This window comes from Janthinobacterium sp. 17J80-10 (genome assembly GCF_004114795.1).
Lineage (GTDB): Bacteria > Pseudomonadota > Gammaproteobacteria > Burkholderiales > Burkholderiaceae_D > Paucimonas.
The window spans coordinates 1,026,668-1,044,316 of record NZ_CP035311.1 but is presented as its reverse complement, the minus strand read 5'-3'; the positions used below and the strand labels follow the sequence as shown (position 1 = coordinate 1,044,316).

General features: G+C 59.3%; 18 protein-coding genes and 1 pseudogene. 8 read left to right on the top strand and 11 right to left on the bottom strand.

Translation table 11 applies throughout. From position 1 onward, the window contains the following. Positions 1–7 precede the first annotated feature (7 nt). The 8 genes from corA to mpl all read right to left on the bottom strand — a co-directional run bounded on the left by corA (position 8) and on the right by mpl (position 8,573). Entirely contained in the window at positions 8–973 is a 966-nt protein-coding gene (corA, locus tag EKL02_RS04705) for a magnesium/cobalt transporter CorA (protein ID WP_128900966.1), read from the bottom strand. Between the two features lie 346 nt (positions 974–1,319). Then, the gene (mtgA, locus tag EKL02_RS04700; protein WP_128900965.1) at positions 1,320–2,015 is read right to left on the bottom strand and encodes a monofunctional biosynthetic peptidoglycan transglycosylase; all 696 of its coding nucleotides are present in this window, start codon (positions 2,013–2,015) and stop codon (positions 1,320–1,322) included. Next, positions 2,012–2,827: a shikimate dehydrogenase gene (aroE, locus tag EKL02_RS04695; RefSeq protein ID WP_128900964.1), complete on the bottom strand. Its 816-nt coding sequence runs from the start codon at positions 2,825–2,827 to the stop codon at positions 2,012–2,014. The genes mtgA and aroE overlap by 4 nt, the downstream gene beginning before the upstream one ends. A 41-nt stretch (positions 2,828–2,868) precedes the next feature. Next, complete coding sequence (locus EKL02_RS04690) at positions 2,869–3,756, bottom strand: TonB family protein (RefSeq protein WP_128900963.1); 888 nt, start codon at positions 3,754–3,756, stop codon at positions 2,869–2,871. A gap of 64 nt (positions 3,757–3,820) precedes the next feature. After that, a complete protein-coding gene (locus EKL02_RS04685) occupies positions 3,821–5,917 on the bottom strand; it encodes an RNB domain-containing ribonuclease (RefSeq protein WP_128900962.1) in 2,097 nt (698 codons plus the stop codon). Between the two features lie 8 nt (positions 5,918–5,925). Next, a complete protein-coding gene (locus tag EKL02_RS04680) occupies positions 5,926–6,597 on the bottom strand; it encodes a chorismate lyase (RefSeq protein ID WP_128900961.1) in 672 nt (223 codons plus the stop codon). Beyond that, entirely contained in the window at positions 6,594–7,178 is a 585-nt protein-coding gene (locus EKL02_RS04675; RefSeq protein ID WP_128900960.1) for a YqiA/YcfP family alpha/beta fold hydrolase, read from the bottom strand. Before EKL02_RS04675 ends, EKL02_RS04680 begins: the two co-directional genes overlap by 4 nt. Continuing rightward, positions 7,179–8,573, bottom strand: a complete 1,395-nt coding sequence (gene mpl / locus EKL02_RS04670; protein WP_128900959.1) for a UDP-N-acetylmuramate:L-alanyl-gamma-D-glutamyl-meso-diaminopimelate ligase — start codon at positions 8,571–8,573, stop codon at positions 7,179–7,181. It abuts the gene before it with no gap. 71 nt (positions 8,574–8,644) lie between these two features. Between mpl and EKL02_RS04665 the strand changes: the two genes are divergently transcribed. The 8 genes and pseudogenes from EKL02_RS04665 (at position 8,645) to EKL02_RS04630 (ending at position 15,530) form a co-directional block, all read left to right on the top strand. Continuing rightward, positions 8,645–9,262 (top strand): hypothetical protein, encoded by a 618-nt coding sequence (locus tag EKL02_RS04665; RefSeq protein ID WP_128900958.1) that lies wholly within the window; start codon positions 8,645–8,647, stop codon positions 9,260–9,262. Then, positions 9,259–9,783: a TlpA disulfide reductase family protein gene (locus tag EKL02_RS04660; protein ID WP_128900957.1), complete on the top strand. Its 525-nt coding sequence runs from the start codon at positions 9,259–9,261 to the stop codon at positions 9,781–9,783. Before EKL02_RS04665 ends, EKL02_RS04660 begins: the two co-directional genes overlap by 4 nt. Before the next feature lie 78 nt (positions 9,784–9,861). After that, complete coding sequence (gene aroQ / locus EKL02_RS04655; RefSeq protein ID WP_128900956.1) at positions 9,862–10,299, top strand: type II 3-dehydroquinate dehydratase; 438 nt, start codon at positions 9,862–9,864, stop codon at positions 10,297–10,299. An 85-nt stretch (positions 10,300–10,384) separates the two neighbouring features. Next, positions 10,385–10,840: an acetyl-CoA carboxylase biotin carboxyl carrier protein gene (gene accB / locus EKL02_RS04650; RefSeq protein ID WP_128900955.1), complete on the top strand. Its 456-nt coding sequence runs from the start codon at positions 10,385–10,387 to the stop codon at positions 10,838–10,840. 33 nt (positions 10,841–10,873) lie between these two features. Then, the gene (gene accC / locus EKL02_RS04645) at positions 10,874–12,250 is read left to right on the top strand and encodes an acetyl-CoA carboxylase biotin carboxylase subunit (protein ID WP_128900954.1); all 1,377 of its coding nucleotides are present in this window, start codon (positions 10,874–10,876) and stop codon (positions 12,248–12,250) included. 9 nt (positions 12,251–12,259) lie between these two features. Continuing rightward, positions 12,260–13,207: a 50S ribosomal protein L11 methyltransferase gene (gene prmA / locus EKL02_RS04640; protein ID WP_128900953.1), complete on the top strand. Its 948-nt coding sequence runs from the start codon at positions 12,260–12,262 to the stop codon at positions 13,205–13,207. 3 nt (positions 13,208–13,210) lie between these two features. Next, the gene (locus tag EKL02_RS04635; protein ID WP_128900952.1) at positions 13,211–14,557 is read left to right on the top strand and encodes a DUF3426 domain-containing protein; all 1,347 of its coding nucleotides are present in this window, start codon (positions 13,211–13,213) and stop codon (positions 14,555–14,557) included. A gap of 41 nt (positions 14,558–14,598) precedes the next feature. Further along, positions 14,599–15,530 (top strand): annotated as a pseudogene (locus tag EKL02_RS04630) (carbohydrate kinase family protein). A gap of 24 nt (positions 15,531–15,554) precedes the next feature. Here EKL02_RS04630 and EKL02_RS04625 read toward each other — a convergent pair. From EKL02_RS04625 to EKL02_RS04615, 3 genes are all read right to left on the bottom strand, one after another. Beyond that, positions 15,555–15,869, bottom strand: coding sequence for a DUF167 domain-containing protein (locus EKL02_RS04625; protein ID WP_128900951.1), 315 nt, complete (start codon positions 15,867–15,869; stop codon positions 15,555–15,557). Continuing rightward, positions 15,866–16,408: a YggT family protein gene (locus EKL02_RS04620; RefSeq protein WP_128900950.1), complete on the bottom strand. Its 543-nt coding sequence runs from the start codon at positions 16,406–16,408 to the stop codon at positions 15,866–15,868. The genes EKL02_RS04625 and EKL02_RS04620 overlap by 4 nt, the downstream gene beginning before the upstream one ends. A gap of 112 nt (positions 16,409–16,520) precedes the next feature. Further along, a complete protein-coding gene (locus EKL02_RS04615; RefSeq protein WP_128900949.1) occupies positions 16,521–17,201 on the bottom strand; it encodes a histone H1-like repetitive region-containing protein in 681 nt (226 codons plus the stop codon). Positions 17,202–17,649: the final 448 nt, after the last annotated feature.

Here is a 17,649-nt window from a genome sequence, read left to right as displayed (position 1 = left end):
CCCCCCCTTACTTCAGCCAGCCGCGCCGCTTGAAGTAGGCAAACGGCGCAATCGCGCTGGCCAGCATCAACGAAATGGCGAAGGGATAACCCCACTCCCAGTTCAGTTCCGGCAGGAGCTTGAAATTCATGCCATAGATGCTGGCGATCAGGGTTGGGGGCAGGAATGCCACCGAGGCCACCGAAAAGATCTTGATGATCTTGTTCTGGTTGATGTTGATGAAACCGACGGTGGCGTCCATCAGGAAGTTGATCTTGTCGAACAGGAACGCTGTGTGACCGTCGAGCGACTCGATGTCGCGCAAGATCTGCCGCGCTTCGTCGAACTGCTCTGCGTTCAGCAAGCGCCCGCGCATCAGGTAACCGACGGCGCGCCGGGTATCCATCATATTGCGGCGGATGCGCCCGTTCAAGTCTTCCTCGTGGGCGATGGCGTTCAGCGCCGATGCCGCGTCCTGGTCGCTGAAGTCTTTTTTCAGGACGCTGCGACTCACCTCTTCCAGGCTCTGATAAATCCCCTCGAGCGCATCTGCCGAATACTCGGCATCGGTCGCGTACAGGTCCAGCAACACATCCTTGTAATCCTCGATGGAGCCTGGCCGCGAGCGCGCTCGCAGGCGCACCAGGCGAAACACCGGCAAATCATCGGTATGCACTGAGAACAGCACGTTTCTCGCCAGGATGAAGGCGACCGTAATCACCCGCGCCGGGCCCTCATCCTCGTCCAGCAGGAAGTCCGTGCGCAAATGCAGGTCGCCGTTCTCGGCTTCGTAATAACGGGCCGACGCCTCGATATCCTTGACCTCGTCTTCGCCCGGCAGGGTCACGCCGTAAATGCTCTTGACCCAGGAGCGTTCCTCGTCATTCGGATCGGTCAGGTCGACCCAGACCGGCGCGAGTTTTTCCAGGTCAGACCGGCTATCGATGTTGACCTGATTCAAGCGGCCGTTTTGCAAAATGAATACGTTAATCATGCACTCTCCCAGCCACCAGCGACATCACCAACGGCGCAGCCTGCAGCGTGACCTGCAAGTCGAATAAAAACAGGGGGGCACGGCCTGACAACGGCCTGGACGCGCCTGCCCGCGCAAGGACTTGTCTCATCGGACAAATCCGCTGGCGAGAGGCGCTTTATGACAGTTACATGAAACGCCGTCTCGCCGACCGACTGCGTAATCGCGGCCAGTCACTTGATGTAGGACTACCCAAGTCGGGTCTCCAGAAAACGAAAACAGCGCAAGTGTACGTTTAACGATCTCGACAAGCAAGCGTCATTCGCAGGCTTTGCGCCATCAGGAAATCTGGCGCGGTCAGGCGCCCTTACGGCAGTTCGGCCGAACCCATGCGGCGCAGGATCAGGCCGGCGCGACGCGTCAGGTAAGCACTGCCGCGATTCTTGTCAAAAAACCGCGGATTGGGCAACATGACGGCAAGCCGCGCCGCCTGGCTTGCCGTCAGATTCGCTGCAGTGGTGCCGAAGTAGTGACGCGCAGCGGCCTCGGCGCCAAACACGCCGTTGCCCCACTCGACCACGTTCAGGTAAATCTCGAAAATCCTTTCCTTGCTCATCCAGAATTCGAGCATGTAGGCAATCACGAATTCCTGCGCCTTGCGCAAGTAACTACGTTCACCGGAGAGGAACAGGTTCTTGGCAAGCTGCTGCGTGATGGTCGAGCCTCCCGATACCACCTTGCCCTTGCGGATATTCTTTTCGTAGGCCTTTTGCAGTGCGTCCCAATCCACGCCTTCATGCTCGGAGAAGTTGGCGTCTTCGGAGGCGATGATGGCGCGCTTGAGATTGCGGGAGATTTGCTGGTACGGCACCCATTTGTGCTTCAGCTGAAAATCGGGATTTTTTTCCTGGAGAACGGCGCGCTGCTGACGCATGAAACTGGTGGTAGCCGGATTGAAGTGCACCCACCAGCCGATCTGCAGGAAAAAATACAATTGCACCAGCAGGACCAGCGCCACAGGCGCGAAAAACAGCCAGAACAATAGCTTGCGCGGCAGCTTCATGGCTGCTGCAACTGCGACCGCAAGTCGGCATACACGGCGGCCGTGGCCGGACGCACGCCGCGCCAGATGCAGAAAGCCTCGGCGGCCTGCTCCACCAGCATGCCAAGGCCGTCGCGCACATGGGCGCCGTGCAGCGCAGCGAAACGCATGAACGCGGTCGGCTCTTTGCCGTACATCATGTCGTAGGCCAGCGTTTGCGGACCGAACAGACCCGGCGCCAGCGGCGGCACGTCGCCGGACAGGCTGGCAGAGGTGGCATTGACCACCAGATCAAACACGCCTTGCAAATCCTCGAACGCGCAGGCTTGCAGGCGCCCGTCGAACTGTGCGGCCAGTTCCTGCGCCCGCGCCGCAGTTCGGTTGGCGACGACAAGTTGCCCCGGACGTTGTTCCAGGAGCGGCAATATCACGCCTCGGGCGGCTCCGCCCGCTCCCAGCAGAAGCACGCGGCGGCCGCCAATCGCCACCTTGGCATTGGCGACAATATCGCTCACCAGGCCGACACCATCGGTATTGTCGCCGCGAATGGCGCCATTCTCGAAACTCAAGGTATTGACGGCACCGGCAGCGCGCGCGCGATCAGTCAGTTCGCCAGCAAGATCGTAGGCTTCGAGCTTGAAAGGCACGGTCACATTGGCGCCCTTGCCGCCGCCATGCATGAATGCCCGCACACTGGCGGCAAAGCCGTCGAGCGGGGCCAGCAAGCGCTCGTACTGGATATCCTGCCCGGTCTGTGCTGCAAAACGGGCGTGGATTTCGGGGGACTTGCTGTGGGCGATGGGATTGCCGAAGACGGCGTAGCGGTCAGTCATGATCAATCTGGGTCGTCAATGGTGGCAGCAAGGGATGACGTTCAATTGCCGCGCAATTCAGTCTCGAGGGCTTCTTCGCGGGTGAACTTGAAGCGGGTATAGACAATCCAGATGTCATCCTTGTCGGTCGAGCGCATGTTTTTGGGAAAGCGCGCGAATGGCGCCGCACGACGCACGATGCGCTTGGCCGCCTCATCCAGAGCCGGATTACCGGAGGAATGCTCCACCTGGGGGCCGCCCTCCCGTTCATAAATGCTGCCATCCTGGAAAATCGGGATCGATATCACCAGCTCGCCGTAGAGCTTCTTGCCATCCTTCTGCGGAAAGTTCAGGGTGCCGATACTCTCGATGCGTCGTTTGACGCCATCGTAGTACATTGCGTAGCCGACTTCCTGGGTACTCGGGCTGATCCGGGTCTTGCGCGGGCGGCTGTTCTCGTCCTGGATGCGGCGGTTGATCTCCGCTTCCTGCCGCGCGATGATCTTGGCACTGTCGAGCATATCGGCGCCATCCGGCTGCGGCAGTTCACGCGGCTTGACCGTTTCAGTGACATGCGGAATCGCCACCGGCGTTTTCTTTTTCATCTGGTCGAGCAGTTTTCGCTGCTGTTCTTCCAGTTCGACGATACGGCGCTTGGCCGCTTTTGCACTCTCGCCATCCTCAGACTTTTGCAAGTCCGGCAAGGGCGATGTGGCGCGGCCGGCATCGGCATTGCCGCCACCATCCAGGTTGGCCTGCGCCAGCGCCTGCGCCTTGACCGGCTTTTTGTCATGTTTGGCATTGACCAGGATGACTTCCAGGCCCGGGTCTGCCGGCTTGAACTTGAAAGCTTCCGGTGCCGTGAAGCGTACCGCCAGCAATGTGGCGTGCAGCACCACGGAAACAGTGACAGCGATGGTAAGCGGCAGGTTTTGCGACAGTGACTTCACACGCGTGCTGAGAGGCAATTGAAAAAAGGATTTTACGATAAAGGCCAGTGGTTTTTGCCCTACTTTAACGATTGTCCGCTTCTGATGCCGAATCTGTCGCTGCAGCGACACTGTTAACATCGCCGCCCGGGCCTGCCTCGAGCGGCTTCGTGGTCATTTCGCTATCGGCCTCGACTTCAGCCTCAGCTTCGACCAGGGCTTCAGCCGGCTCATCCAGTATCGCTTCGTCGAGCACTTCTTCGGCGATGGCGGCATCGGCCTCCATCGGCAAGACCTCGATCAGGCGCGCTTCCACGGTCAACTCGACTTCATCCCAGCGCAGCAGGTCGAGCCGGACCTGGCTACCTCGCGGTGCGGCCGGCATGCCGGGCAGGCGGACAATCAGGGGAATATCGACCAGGCGCAGCACTTCTTCTTTCAGCACCACGGCGTCGACGCGACGCGCCTCGTTTTGCTCAAGCCAGCGCAGGCACCAGTAGCGCTCCATATTGGTCTGGAAATCCGCATAGGCGCCATAGGCGGCATCGAATGCCGAAACAATCGCGAACAAGTCGGCATCCCGTGGCTTGAAAGGCGCCGCCAACGGCGCGGTTACGCCATGCTCGATGCAGGCGAGGATTTGCCACTGGTTGACGAGGTCGGTGTACCGGCGCAAGGGCGAGGTGCTCCAGGCGTACTGGTCCACGCCCAGGCCCTGGTGCGGCGCCGCGTGGGTCTGCATGCGCACCTGCATGCGTGCCGCCCAGCCGCCATTGCCGCCGCCCTGGCAGCGGTAAATGCCGGGCACGCCATGCTCGTGCATGAGCTTGCCCCAACTGCTGTTGGCGAAGATCATCAATTCGGCGACGATCTTGTCCAGTGGCGCGCCGCGCTTGCGGCGCACGATCGTGACGACATCATCTTCGACATAAAAATTAAAATCGACGCGGTTCGCCTGCTCGGGCTTGAGACCGAAACTTTCGCGCTTGGCCATGCGTGCCCGCTCCAGCACCTGGGCCCACTGCCATAGCAGCGAAAGTTCGCGCCGGTGCGGGTAGTCACCCGTGCCACTGGCCAGCGCCTCTTCCGTCACTTGCTCATCGAGCTCGTTGTGGCGCAGGTTGGCGACAATCGGCACCATTTCGACCCGGGTTTCGGTCGCCAGCACGCTCCAGTCCTGCGGATCCACGGTGGCATACAGAGATACGGCCGGACGGGCTGCACCCGCGTCCAGGGTGAACGCCCCCACGACGTCGTCCGGCAGCATGGTGATTTTTTCGCCCGGCATGTAGACCGTGGACATGCGCTGCCGCGCAATCGCCTCGATCGCATCATTGCGACGGATGCCCAGTGCCGGCGCGGCGATATGAATGCCGATTTTCAGTTTGCCATCTTCCAGCGCCGTCACCGACAAGGCGTCGTCGATTTCAGTGGTAGTCACGTCATCGATGGAAAACGCCTCGACAGCTGCAACAGGCAAATCAGGCAATGGCGGCACCTGCACAGCGGGAAAACCGCTCCCCTTCGGAAAATGCTCCAGCAGGAATCGGGAAAAGTGCAGGTCCTTGGGCGAGGCCATGCCGCCAACCGCCAGCATGAGGCGCGCCGGACTGGTCTGCATTTCGTCGCAGGCAGCCTCCAGCGCCTTGTATTCGATGCTGTTCTTGTCCGGCTTGAACAGCAGCTGGCGTACTTGCCCGCGCAATGCCTCGGGCAAGCGCCCAGCCTTCAATTCGTCGACATACTGTACCTGCAGCAACGCCTGCTGCTTCTTTTTTTCCAGGCCGGCGAGTGCGGCTTTCAGGGAAGCTTCCGGCGCGGCCTTGTAGCGCCCCTTGCCCTTGCGGTAAAAATACATGGGGGCGCCATGCAGTTTCAGCAAAAGACTGGCAGCTTCGTGCGGCAGCGGCGCATGGCCAAAATACTCTGCGCCCAGTTCGGCGAAGCCGAATTCATCCTGGCCCGCCACTTCCCACAGGAAGTCCAGTTCGAGCTCGGCAGCCAGCGCCTGCGCCTGCTGCAACAGCTGCGCCGGCTCGGGCGAAGCGAATTGCAGCAGCACATCCTTGGCCTTGACCTTGCTTCGCTTGCCGCTGGCAAGTTCGACCTGGTAAGCCTCGCCTTGCTGGGAGAGGACGGTACCCGCCTTGAAATCGCCGGATTCTTCAAAAAATAAATTCATCGCTTCTTTTATATAGAGGTAATGGCTGCTTCGCCGGGCGCCACAAGGGTTTGCGTGGAAGGGCTGCCGGCTTTGCGCATGTCGCGCAGGATCTGGCTGGTATGCCGCAGATTATCTTGTTGCGGAACAAGGCCGGACACCATCGGCAAGAACACCTCGGTCACCAGCAAGCTGCCCCGCTTGCGCCGGAACAGGCAGCGCCGCGCCAGCAATGGCTGCGAAAACGCGGCGATGCCCAAGGCGGCGGCTGCACGTTGCAATAGAGGATGGCCGGGGCGTAAACGGGCATAGTGCAATGCGCCACGCGCCACCTGGGGATCGCAAAACAGGGTAAAGCCCAGCGACCGCTCGCCCAGGCTGCTGTAAAAAGGCCAGTCGGTTGCGCTGGCGGACAAGGGCACGACCGTATGGGCAAACACCATCGGCACTTCATCGCAGTGCAACAGCACATCGCGCTCCTGCACGCCGATGCGGTGGGCCAATCCCAGCACCTGGCACTCATCGGCCAGCACCATGCCGCGCCGCTGATGCAAACGCTGCACGCGAAATTGCCGGCAATGCGCCGCCAGCTTCACCGTCAATGAAATACGGTCCGTGAGCCAATGGCGCATCTGCGGGGATGGATTGACGGCATTCACATGGGAAAACCACTGGGCATGGCTGCTGGCACGTCCGCTCACCGATGCCCTCCTGAAACCACGCCGCAAAACGCCAGCACCTCGTCAACATATCCCGCAAAATCCGACAGGCCGTGGTCGCTCCCGTCGATGATGTGCTGGCGCGCCTGTGCATAATGCGCTGTCATTTCGCGCCAGTCGAGTACCTCGTCGCCGGTCGCAGCAATCAGAAAATAGCGTTCCGGCCGGGTGATGCGTGGCACCGCCAGCGCCTGCAGTTCGGCGATATATTCCTGCTTGAACTCGAACGGCTCGTCGGAATGAAAAGCGGTGCGCACACCGACATATTGCTCCAGGTCGCGCGGCGGCTTGACGGCCGGATTCAACAGCACGGCACGGCAACCGGACTGCTCGGCCAGCCAGGTAGCGTAATAGCCGCCCAGGGACGAGCCGATCAGTGTCACCTCGTTGGGCGACGCCTGCCCGATCAATTGCCGCGCCAGGTCGATGGCCAGGCACGGCGATGCCGGCAATTGCGGACAAACGTAGGTATCGCCCAGGCCAAGCGCATGCAGGCGCTCGCCAAGCAGGCGGGCCTTGAATGACAACGGGGACGAGCGAAAGCCGTGCAGGTACAGAATCATTTACTTCGGCACGCCGCCCGCGTTCAAGGCATCGAGGATTTTCTGATGGACGCCGCCGAAGCCGCCATTGCTCATCGCCAGGATCTGGTCTCCTGGACGTGCCGCCCGGGCAACTGCCGCAACCAGCGCATCGAGCGCATCGAAAGCCTGGGCCTTGGTGCCGAGGGGCATCAGGGCAGCGCCCAGGTCCCAACCCAGCGCATCCTTGCCGCCCCCCTTGGCGCCATAACCGAACACCAGGTCGGCATCGGCGAGGCTGCCGGGCAAGGCATCCTTCATGGTGCCCAGCTTCATGGTGTTCGAACGCGGCTCCAGAACGGCGAGAATACGTGCGCTGCCCACTTTCTTGCGCAAGCCTGCGACCGTGGTGGCGATCGCCGTCGGATGATGCGCGAAATCGTCATAGACGGCAATGTCGTTGACCACGCCACGCAACTCCATGCGGCGCTTGACATTGCCGAATTGCGCCAGGGAAGCAATCGCCTGGGTAACGGGCACACCCACATGCCGCGCCGCGGCAATGGCTGCCAATGCATTCATGCGGTTGTGCGCGCCGGTCAGGGACCACTTGACCGTGCCGGCATTCTCCCCCTGGAAAATCACGTCAAAACTGCCGTCGGCATGGTCCGCCAGGGACCAGTCGCTTTGCGCAGCGCCGCCGAACCATTCGGCTTCGCTCCAGCAACCGCGCGCGACCACGCGCCGCAGCGATTCCTCGTCACCATTGGCTACCAGGCGGCCAACGCCCGGCACGGTGCGCACCAGATGATGGAACTGGGTCTCGATCGCCGCCAGGTCGGGGAAAATATCGGCGTGGTCGTACTCGAGATTGTTGAGGATGGCCGTTTTGGCATGGTAATGAACGAACTTGCTGCGCTTGTCGAAAAAGGCGGTGTCATATTCATCCGCCTCGATGACAAAAAAGGGCGAGTCGGCGTTCTTGCCGCCAAGCCGGGCCGAGATGCCGAAATTCATCGGCACGCCGCCGATCAAAAACCCCGGATCGTATCCCGCATCTTCGAGGATCCAGGCCAGCATGGAGGACGTCGTGGTCTTGCCGTGGGTGCCGGCCACCGCAAGCACCCACTTGCCCTGCAAAATATGCTCGCCGATCCATTGCGGCCCCGATGTGTAGGGCAAGCCACGGTTGAGAATCTCTTCCATGAGAGGGTTGCCACGTGAAACAACGTTCCCCACCACAAACAAATCCGGCTTCAAGCTGATTTGCTCGGGTCCGAAGCCTTCGATCAATTCGATCCCCTGGGCTTCGAGCTGGGTACTCATCGGTGGATAGACATTGGCATCGCAACCGGTCACCCGATGGCCAGCCTGTTTGGCCAGCACGGCCAAACCGCCCATGAAGGTGCCGCAAATGCCAAGGATATGTATATGCATGATGAAAACCAGATCAAAAACGAGATTCTACCCGAGCCACGGCGCATTATCGGTCAGGGTATCATGTATGGATGGCTTCCCAATTCTCTTCCGATACCGAATCGCTGCGCGCGGAAATTGCCGCCGCAGCCGCGCGCCTGATTGCCGAAGACGGCCTTGATTACAATTCGGCAAAACGCAAGGCAGCCAGGCAAGTGCTGGGGAATGCCAAGACACGAGGCGATATCTTGCCAGACAACGCGCAAATTGAAGAAGAAGTGCGCATTCATAACGCATTATTTTTTGCTGACAGCCAGCCTGCCAGGCTGTTACATCTACGCCAACTTGCTTTTACCCTGATGCAGGAATTGGCAGAATACAAACCTTACCTGACAGGCGCCGTCCTGAACGGCACTGCCGGAGAACATTCCGATATCCATTTGCACCTGTTTGTCGACAGCCCGAAGGATGTCGAAATATACTTGCTCAACAAGAGCATGCAGTTTGAAGTAAGTGAAAGCCCGCACCCCGTTGCACGCAAGGATCCCATTGAAACTCTCAGCTTCATGTGGCGCCGCGAAGGCGTCCACCTGACCTTATACCCCCTGGAAGATATGCGCGGCCCGAAGACAGGCAAAGATGGGCGCTCGGTGGAACGTGCGGATATCGGTGCGCTGATGCTATTGCTGGAAGAAAGTGAACATTCATGAAAAAAGAAATTTGGTGGGTAACGATTGTGGGCCTGCTTTTTGCTGTTATCGGCGGCTATGCCGGCATCAAAAAATGGGAGCCTGCCGAGCCTCCAGCGAGTGCGCACCATTATTTTTTTAGCCAATCCTTACCTGACGTCAATGACAAAACTGAAAAAATGTCAAATTGGCATGGTAAATTATTGCTGGTTAATTTCTGGGCGACCTGGTGTGCACCTTGTGTAGAAGAAATGCCGGAACTTTCAGAATTGCAAAATTCACAATCCCCTGCACATTTGCAGGTAATCGGTATCGGCATCGATTCGCCCGCGAATATTCGCGAATTTGCAGCCAAATATAAAATAAGTTACCCCCTTTATCTAGCAGGCATGGGGGGAATCGATCTGGCCCGGCAAATGGGCAACCAGCAAGGCGGCTTGCCTTTCACCGTCTTGTTTGGTGCAGACGGGCAGGTGAAAAAAACCTATCTCGGTCGACTGGATATGAAAGCCGTGCGCAAGGATCTCGACCTATTTTCTTGATTCGCACCATTTTTCCTTGCCAATAAGCGTCATTTGACGGCAAAATTCGGCCAACCTCGTGAACGATGTTATTCATTAATGGCAAAAAAGCTACTCCTCATCAATGGGCCGAACCTGAATCTGCTCGGCACCCGCGAGCCGGAGATCTACGGCGCCACCACGTTGACAGACGTGGAAACGCTGGCCATTGCCACTGCCAACGATGCAGGCGCGACAATTACTTGCTTTCAGAGCAACCATGAAGGTGCCTTGATTGACCGTATTCACGCTGCAGGCAAGGAAGGTATCGAGGGCATCATCATTAATCCTGGTGGCCTGACGCACACTAGTGTCGCCCTGCGCGATGCACTGGCAGGTGTGGCAATCCCGTTTATTGAAGTACATATTTCAAATGTGCATCAGCGGGAAGCGTTTAGACATCACTCCTATCTTTCCGCTATTGCCAAAGGTGTAATTTGTGGCCTGGGCATAGATGGTTATCGGATGGCAATCGACTTTGCCGCCAAAAAACTATAAGTTCCCTCATTTGTCGCCAAACCTCTTATAATCGCGACAATCTTGGGTTGTAAAATTTTTGCAGAATTATGCTAAGGGATACGCTATGGACCTCAGAAAACTGAAAACCTTGATCGATTTGGTCGCCGAGTCGGATATCGCCGAACTGGAAGTGACTGAAGGTGAAAGCAAGGTTCGCATCGTCAAGTCTGGCGGCGCACCGCAAGGCCAGGTCATGATGATGCAGCCGCAAGCCGCGCACCTGCCACATCCCGCTGCTGCAGCAGCACCTGCTGCAGCAGCACCTGCCGCCGTCGAAGAAATCCAGGGGCACGTGGTCAAGTCGCCAATGGTGGGAACGTTCTACCGCGCCTCGGCGCCGGGTGCCGCAGCTTTCGTCGAGGTTGGCTCCAGCGTCAAGGAAGGCGACACGCTCTGCATTATCGAAGCAATGAAGCTGCTCAATGAAATCGACGTCGAAGTTTCCGGCGTGGTCAAGCAGATCCTGGTCGAGAACGGTCAGCCGGTCGAGTTCGGCCAGCCCCTGTTCGTGATCGGCTAAGCATCCGCTCCCCGACGCTCATATTCCCCTACTATGTTTGAAAAAATCCTAATTGCCAATCGCGGCGAGATCGCCTTGCGCATCCAGCGCGCCTGCCGTGAAATGGGCATCAAGACCGTGGTCGTCCACTCGGAAGCCGATCGCGAGGCAAAATATGTAAAGCTGGCCGATGAATCTGTGTGCATCGGACCGGCGCCTTCGGCGCAAAGTTACCTGAACATGCCGGCCATTATCAGCGCCGCCGAAGTCACTGATGCCGAAGCGATTCACCCCGGCTATGGCTTTTTGTCGGAAAATGCCGACTTCGCCGAGCGCGTCGAGCAATCCGGCTTCGTCTTCATCGGCCCGCGCCCGGAGTCGATCCGGATGATGGGCGACAAGGTCACGGCCAAGCAAACCATGATCAAGGCTGGCGTGCCGTGCGTGCCGGGCTCCGAGGGCGCCCTGCCCGACGATCCCAAGGAAATCGTCCGCATCGCCCGCAAGGTCGGCTATCCGGTGATCATCAAGGCTGCCGGCGGCGGTGGCGGTCGCGGCATGCGCGTAGTGCATACCGAAGCCGCATTGCTCAATGCCGTCACCATGACCAAGACCGAGGCCGGTGCCGCATTCGGCAATCCGGAAGTCTACATGGAGAAGTTCCTGGAAAACCCGCGCCACGTGGAAATCCAGATTCTCGCCGACGAATTCAAGAACGCCATCTGGCTGGGCGAACGCGACTGCTCGATGCAGCGCCGCCACCAGAAAGTGATCGAGGAAGCGCCCGCACCCGGCATTCCGCGCAAGATCGTCGAACGCATCGGCGACCGTTGCGCCGAAGCCTGCCGCAAGATGGGCTACCGCGGCGCCGGCACGTTCGAATTCCTCTATGAAAACGGCGAATTCTATTTCATTGAAATGAATACCCGCGTCCAGGTGGAACATCCGGTGACAGAAATGATCACTGGCGTCGACATCGTGCAGGAACAGATCCGCATCGCAGCCGGCGAAAAGCTGCGTTACCGCCAGCGCGACATCGTGTTGAACGGCCATGCGATCGAATGCCGCATCAATGCCGAAGACCCGTTCAAGTTTACGCCATCGCCGGGCCGCATAAATGCCTGGCATGCCCCCGGCGGCCCGGGCATTCGCGTCGATTCGCATGTCTATGCAGGTTATTTCGTGCCGCCCAACTATGATTCAATGGTCGGCAAGGTGATTTCCTACGGCGCCACGCGCGAACAGGCAATCCGCCGCATGCAGATCGCGCTGTCCGAAATGGTGGTCGAAGGCATCCAGACCAATATTGCGCTGCATCGTGAATTGATGGTGGATGCCCGCTTCATCGAAGGCGGCACCAATATCCATTACCTGGAGCACAAGCTGGCCAACAAGCCGGACTTGCCCAAGACGACCGAAATCAAATCGTAAGGCAGGCCCATGAGCTGGACAGAAATCGTCATCGAAGTGCCCCTCCACCAGGCCGAAGCCCTGTCGGACGCCCTGATGGAGGCCGGCGCGCTGTCGGTGTCGGTGGAAGATGCCGACCTGGGCACGGAAGCCGAACAGCCCTTGTTTGGCGAACCCGGCATGGAACCGGAGCACACTGCCTGGGAACGCAGCCGCGTGGTGGCGCTGGCGCCGCTGGAAACGGACCATGCAGCACTGGTGGCCGAGGCTGCCGCCTTGTGCGAGCCGCCCCTGGATGTTGCGCAACTGTCTTACAGCTTGCGCAGTGTCGCCGACCAGGATTGGGTGCGCCTGACCCAGTCGCAGTTTGAACCAATTCATATTGGCAAGAATATCTGGGTCGTGCCGAGCTGGCACGAAGCTCCCGACCCTTCTGCCCTGGTGCTGGAACTGGATCCGGGCCTGGCCTTCGGTACGGGTAGCCATCCGACCACCCGCCTGTGCATGGAGTGGCTGGAAGCGCATGCGCCGACAGGCCTGTCGGTGCTTGATTACGGCTGTGGCTCCGGCATCCTGGCGCTGGTTGCAAAAAAACTGGGAGCGCAACGGGTGGCCGGCGTCGACATCGATGCCCAGGCGATCGAAGCGGCACGCGACAACAGTGAACGCAACCACTGCGCAATCGACTATTACGTGCCGGACGACTTCGCCCAGGCGCATCCCGCCACTGCCTTCGACATCGTTGTCGCCAACATCCTGTCAAGTCCGCTGAAATTGCTCGCGCCAATGCTGTGCGGCCGGGTCGGCCCTGGCGGTCGGCTGGTATTGTCCGGGATTCTGGCACGGCAAGCCGACGAGGTTGCCGCGGCTTATGCTCCCTTCCTGGAAATTTGCGTCTGGGCCGAGCGCGACGGCTGGGTTGCCATGTCGGGCACTGTTCCCGGCCAGCGCCTTGACGCCGACGCCACACCCGCTTGAGCAATGGCCCTTGCAACCCAGTGCCCACATTGCAAAACCACCTTCAAGGTCGCCCATGACCAGTTGAAGCTGCGATCGGGACTGGTTCGCTGCGGCGCCTGCAAGCAGATTTTCAACGGCATCGAACACCTGGTGCCACCGGAACAGCCGGCTGCATCGCCCACAACGCCCCCCTCGCCGCCGGCGCCTGTCGATGCGCCGCCAAAAGCCGATAGCACGCTTGTCGCCGCTGCTGAAATTGCTGCCGGCAAACTCGCTGCCGTCCAGGACGTCGCGCCGTCCGCCATCGACACACTGGAATTCATTCCAGTCGATGACCCCGAGACGCAGACGCGCATACTGTCGTCGAGCGCTGAACCGGATGCCACATCGCTGCCGCAGGCAATCCCGCCGACATCGGACACCGAGGTTGACGACGATCCCCTGACCCGCATGACATTGGTGGATTTCAGCCTCTTCAATGAGGAATGGGATGCTGAAGAGGCGCCACCGAAAAGCGCGCCAGCCGGGAAGCCGCAAGCCTCGGAAGACAGTATCTGGCCCGACACGCAGGATGGCCTGCATGAAGCCCAGGAATTTCCGGGTGACGTAGTGTCGGTGGTGTCGGATACCTTGCCACCAAATGCGTCAGGCTCTGCTGAAGCTGCGGATGAAAGTGATCAGGACATCAGTACAGAGGAACATGCCGCGATAGCCGACCAGGATGCGCTGTCAGCTGTCACCGAACCGGTCTCCGTAACGGCATCTGCCGAGGATGACGGGGACCGCTTTTCTGACACGGTCGTGCCCGCCTCCCTGGTCGAGGAAGAGAGTGCTGACGACGACGAGCCCACTTTTGTCCGGAAAGGACGGCGCCGCCAGCGCTGGGGCCGCATGGCACGGGTCTTCATGGCGCTTGCCTCCATTCTTCTTCTTGTCGCAGCCTTGGGACAGACTGCTTACGCTTTCCGCGACCAGCTGGCAGCCAGATTCCCGTCGTCAAAACCTGCGTTGGTCGCACTGTGCGAACTGGCAGGCTGCCAAGTCAGCCTGCCCGCCCAGATTGACCAGGTCTCGATCGAATCGAATGAATTGCAGGCGCACGCCAACAACAAGAATATCTTTACGCTGAGCCTGTTGCTGCACAACCGCAGTGCTGTAGCGCAAGCATGGCCGCATGTCGAATTGACCCTGAACGACAAGAATGGCAAGCCGCTCGTGCGGCGGACACTGGGGCCCCGTGACTATCTGCCCTCCGACAGGCTTCTCCCGCAGGGCATTGCCGCCGGATCAGAGCAATCCGTGGCCGTATCGTTTGAACTGAGCCAGTTGCAAGCCTCGGATTACCGGGTTTACCTGTTTTATCCCTGATCCGCGATCAACAGATTTTCTCAATTTCTGGAATTGAAACCATGACGTCACTTATTTGCGGCTCCCTTGCCTTCGATAGCATCATGCTGTTTGGCGGTCGGTTTTCCGAAGCCCTCCTGGCTGACCAATTGCACAAGATTAATGTCGCCTTCCTGGTGCCTGAAATGCGCCGCGAGTTTGGTGGCTGCGCCGGCAATATTGCGTATAACCTGAAACTCCTGAATGGCGACCCGCTGATCATGGCGACGGTTGGCAAGGATGCCCCCCCTATCTGGAGCGACTGGGCAAGCTGGGCATTGCAACCCGCGGCATTCGCACCGTCGACGACGCCTACACTGCGCAAGCCTTCATCACTACCGACAGCGACAATAACCAGATCACCGCCTTCCATCCGGGCGCCATGGGCATGTCGCATCTGAACAAGGTTGCCGACGCAGGCCCGGTCAAACTCGCCATCGTTGCGCCCGACGGCCGCGACGGCATGCTGCAGCACGCCGCCGACTGCGTGTCGCTGAACATTCCCTTCATTTTCGATCCGGGCCAAGGATTGCCAATGTTTAACGGCAAGGAACTGGAACACTTCATCGACCAGGCAAGTTATGTCGCTGTGAATGATTATGAAGCAGAATTGCTGATGGAGCGCACTGGCCTGACGCTGGAAAAAATCGCACAACGCGTCGACGCATTGATCGTCACCCGGGGTGAACTCGGTGCGGATATTTTTGTCCGGGGCGAGCATATCGCCATCCCGCCGGTCAAGGCCGATGCAGTGACGGATCCGACCGGCTGCGGCGACGCATTCCGGGCAGGCATCCTGTATGGCGTGACCCATGGGCTGGATTGGCCCACGACCGGCCGTCTTGCAAGCCTGATGGGGGCCATCAAGATCGCCCATCAGGGGGGGCAGAACCATGCACCGTCACGGGCGGAAATCGAGGAACGGTTTGAACAGGCTTTTGGCTACCGCTTCTAATTAAGCAGCACGCCCCGCCGCTCCTTATTCTGCGTTTGCGCGGGCAAGCAGCGCTTCGCGAACGCTTTCGGTCGTCATGCCGGGTGCAACGATCTCCAGGAGTTTGCGTCTCGACGTTGCGCCGTGCGAAACCGCAACAGCGCTTTTCGGCAAGGCCAGCGCATCGGCGACGAATCGGACCAGGGCTTCATTCGCCTTGCCCTCTACCGGCTGCGCCTGCAGGCGGATCTTGAGGGCGTCGCCATGCATGCCTGCCACGCCCGTCCGTTTTGCGTTGGGCATTACCTGCACCTGCAGACGCAGACATGCCGTCGCCGGCTTGCCTTCTTTGCGGCTCATGCCAATCCGGGCAAAATTCCGCTAATGACGCGCAAGGCGATCTGCAGCAATACCAAGGCCACCAGAGGACTCAGATCGATGTTGCCGATCAGTGGCAACACGCGTCGCAAGGGACGCAGCAGCGGCTCGGTCAGGGCGTCGATAAAGGGCGCCAGCGGGGCATGCGGGTTGATCCAGCTGAAGATTACCTCAACGATGATCAGGCCCATGAATCCGTAAAAGATCCACTGGATGAATCGCAGCAATGCCAGCAACAGGATCAATTGCACCGGCAGCGAAAAAAACAGGCCGGCGGTAACAACGACCGACAGGAGCGCAACCAGCAGCGCACCAAGCAAACTGGCCCAGTCGTATCCGCCGACGCCAGGCACGACCCGGCGCAAGGGTTTTACCATCCAGTCGGATAATTGAAAGGTAAAGTGCGCGACCGACATGGGCGGGCGTACGCGCACGACCTGCATCCAGAAGCGCAACAGCAAAACAACCGCAAGCAATCCGGCAACGGTATCGACAATCAACGTGACTATGCTCTGGAGCACGGAAGCTTCTCCTTGATAAAATGCGCCTTGAATAAAAAAACCCGCTGCACGGCACGAAGCCATACAGCGGGATTGTGCCCGAACTTAACCGGGCTTCCAAGCCTTGCCTGGATTATGGACGGCTGCCGGTCGGAAACGGCCAGGCCGCTGCCGGATTCAGCACGGTCTTGACTGCTGGCGCTGCCTTCTTTGGCGCTGCTGCCTTCTTTGGCGCTGCAGCTTTCTTCGGTGCTGCAGCTTTCTTCGGTGCTGCGGCTTTCTTCGCTACCGGCTTCTTGGCGGCTGCAGCTTTCTTCGGTGCTGCGGCTTTCTTGGCTACCGGCTTCTTGGCGGCTGCAGCTTTCTTCGGTGCTGCGGCTTTCTTCGCTGCCGGCTTCTTGGCGGCGACTGCCTTCTTCGGGGCTGCGGCTTTCTTCGCTACCGGCTTCTTGGCAGCTGCAGCTTTCTTCGGCGCTGCGGCTTTCTTGGCTACCGGCTTCTTGGCAGCGACTGCCTTCTTCGGCGCTGCGGCTTTCTTGGCTACCGGCTTCTTGGCGGCGACTGCCTTCTTCGGTGCTGCGGCTTTCTTCGCTACCGGCTTCTTGGCGGCGACTGCCTTCTTCGGTGCTGCGGCTTTCTTGGCTACCGGCTTCTTGGCAGCTGCAGCTTTCTTCGGTGCTGCGGCTTTCTTTGCTACCGGCTTCTTGGCGGCTGCAGCTTTCTTCGGTGCTGCGGCTTTCTTGGCTACCGGTTTAGCGGCGGCTTTCTTTGCAGCGGGTTTCTTCGCTGCGGGTTTTTTAGCGGCTGTTGCCATTTGTTTCTCCTTCACGTGATGGAAAAAATCAAACTACTAGGTTTGAAACCCGCATCAGGCATCGCGATCCCTCATGCGGATTATTCATCGGCACAAGCAAGCTTCTGCTTGCGCTAATGAATTCGGCACCAGCTGAACTGCTGCATCCCCTCATTTATGCAGCACTTCAGCCATCTTCGACCGGCTCTGTCCAGGCGCTCTCATGCGCCCCGGGAGGCCATGCCAGGCAAGGCACGGCGAGCAGCCTGGCTGCTCCGGTCTTAAAAAAACGCCGGCAACATGCCAGCGCTGGAATCCCACTTCAGAACACTCAATCGATTTTTCAAAGAAAAAACCGCCTTGCCCGATAAAATCGGGAAAAGCGGTATCGACAGGTAAGATCGATTCGGTCTTCGACTGTTCATTAATTCGGGTAATGCTTCTTTCTAGTTATGCGGCCCTCTTGCGA